Origin of the sequence: Candidatus Magnetobacterium casense (assembly GCF_019173545.1) — a bacterium.
GTDB lineage: Bacteria > Nitrospirota > Thermodesulfovibrionia > Thermodesulfovibrionales > Magnetobacteriaceae > Magnetobacterium > Magnetobacterium cryptolimnobacter.
In genome coordinates this window covers 1-2,214 of record NZ_JABXWD010000497.1, presented here as the reverse complement: position 1 = coordinate 2,214, position 2,214 = coordinate 1, and the positions used below count along the sequence as shown (strand labels likewise).

Annotated in this window: 3 protein-coding genes; all 3 read left to right on the top strand. The window is 52.4% G+C overall.

The window, feature by feature from the left end; translation table 11 throughout:
* On the top strand, positions 1 to 712 hold a 712-nt coding region (locus HWQ67_RS16835; RefSeq protein ID WP_218253846.1), incomplete at its 5' end, for a hypothetical protein.
* 100 nt (positions 713 to 812) lie between these two features.
* Positions 813 to 1,172: a hypothetical protein gene (locus HWQ67_RS16830; RefSeq protein WP_218253845.1), complete on the top strand. Its 360-nt coding sequence runs from the start codon at positions 813 to 815 to the stop codon at positions 1,170 to 1,172.
* The coding region (locus HWQ67_RS16825) for a radical SAM protein (protein ID WP_320414581.1) at positions 1,150 to 2,214 on the top strand (1,065 nt) is incomplete at its 3' end. The genes HWQ67_RS16830 and HWQ67_RS16825, both read left to right, overlap by 23 nt.

The following is a 2,214-nucleotide window of genomic DNA, read 5'->3' as shown; positions in this document are numbered from 1 at the left end:
CGGTAAGATGCTGGTATCGGGCAGCGATGATCAAACTATCAAGCTCTGGGGGCTGCCCGAAGGCAATCTCATAAAGACTCTTACAGGTCATTCACAGACTGTCAGTTCAATTGCAATCAGCCCGGACGGTAAGATGCTGGTATCGGGGAGTGATGATCAAACCATCAAGCTCTGGGCATTGCCCGAGGGCAATCTCATAAAGACACTTCAAGGAAATTCAGGCCAAGTCACATCAGTTGCAATCAGCCCGGACGGCAGGATGCTAGCGTTGGGGACTAAAGATCAAACCATCAAACTCTGGGGAGTGCCCGAGGGCAATCTGATTGCCTGTCTGTACGATCCCGACATGACAAAGGAGGGTACGAATGCTGCACGGTACCGCCAGATGGGGCCAAAGACCTCAACCCTGCCCTGTGGGTCTCCAATACCGGCTGGGGCGGTGTGTGTATGTGATTGCGTAGCCGGAACCATGAGCACATCGGAGACTGTCTGCGTATGTAATACCGTAACAGTGTCTGCCGGAAGCCCTATGCCGGCAGGTACAATCTGCGAGTGCGACACCGTTGCCGTGGGTAGTTATAAAGGACCATCAGCGGTTCAAGGCTACTCGGATGGGGGTTACTGGGGTGGGGGAAGCTCAGGTAGAGGCAGCTCAGGTGGAAGCGGCTCAGGTGGAGGCAGCGCAGGCCACCACTACTGGTATCCGAACTAGCCGGAATTGTGAGGGATGGAGTATGAATAGAAGGGATTTCCTTCGCCATTGTTTATCCGAATCGATAGCTTTTAAAGATGAAATATGCGGCAAACCACAGATGAAGCTTACCGATGTGGGCAGTCTGCCAGACAGCATAATCAGGGAGATGATACCGGTAGCTGGTGGATATTGTGATGTTACTATCGATGGGGCAACTGTGTTAAGACTGGATAGAAAAAATGGCATCTCAAGAGAATTATATGTCATGACCCAGCAGGAAAATGAAATCTTCTCGTTTTTTGACGGTTGTCGCACCATCGGTGAGCTCTCTGCCATTGTGGAAAGAAACGACGGGCTTGACGGCGTTGAGGCATACAGCAGGGTAAAGGACTTGTTTGTCAAACTGGCAAGGCTCTTGGCATGTGTCCCGCTGCACGCCCACGAACGTCCCGAATATGAGCAGCCAGACCGGGTATAATATGACCGGTGCATCTTTGAATAGGGACATCTTCATTTTGCCCGTGGGCAACAGATGCCTGGTGTGGTCTCCACTACAGCGTATTGCATTTTATACGAACAAAAAAGGCGCTGAAATGCTTCAGGACGCCATACTCATGAACAGGGTTATAATAAACCAGTCTCTTGCGGAAATCATTCAGGATCTAAAGATGCGGCCAACTCACCCCCCTGCAAGGAGGCACGGCAATGCGAGGCCCCAATTTCTTGGCATTATACCGACCCGAAGGTGTAACATATCATGCGCGTACTGCGGCTTTGGCGCCGCACACGCAGAAGAAGCGCAGATGAAATATTCCACGGCCGTTGATGCCATAAAATGGCTGGTTGAAACAGCGGCGGCCAACGGCGAAGACACTATTGAGATTCATTTCTTTGGCGGAGAGCCTTTCCTGGCAGGAGACCTGGTGGATGTGGCCGTACACCGGGGGCGTGCCGAGGCGGCCAAGGCCGGACTTATTCCCCGCTTCGAGGCCGCTACTAACGGTGTCTTTAACGATGACCGCCTTAGGTTTGTTGGCGAGTATTTCGATACCGTGGTGCTTTCCTTTGACGGAGTGGAGGACGTGCATAACCTTCACCGTCCGAAGAACGCGAAAAAGGGTATTGGAAGCTATGCGGAGGTGGCAAAGACCGCCTATGGGTTAGGCAAGACAGGGGTCGAGCTTTGTTTCCGCACATGCGTCTCACATGCAAATGTTGGCCGTCTGGCAGATACCTCAAAGTTGTTTTCGGGATCATTCACTCCCAATACTGTGTGCTTTGAGACACTTCAACCCAATGAGGAATCGGAGGCCGCCAGACTTCGCCCGCCAGACCCATACGTCTTCACAATTGAATTTATGCAGGCAGTGACGATACTTGAATCTGCCGGCATTAAGCCCCTATATTCCGCTGCGGATACGTCCGTTACCCGGGACAGCTTTTGTCCGGTTGGCAGGGATGCCGTAATTGTCTCACCGGATGGCCGGCTCAGCAGTTGTTACCTGCCGCAGGATGAATGG

Excerpts from the sequence above, each read along its gene's own strand:
- HWQ67_RS16830 (WP_218253845.1), top strand. The coding sequence starts at position 813 with ATGAAGCTTACCGATGTGGGCAGTCTGCCAGACAGCATAATCAGGGAG.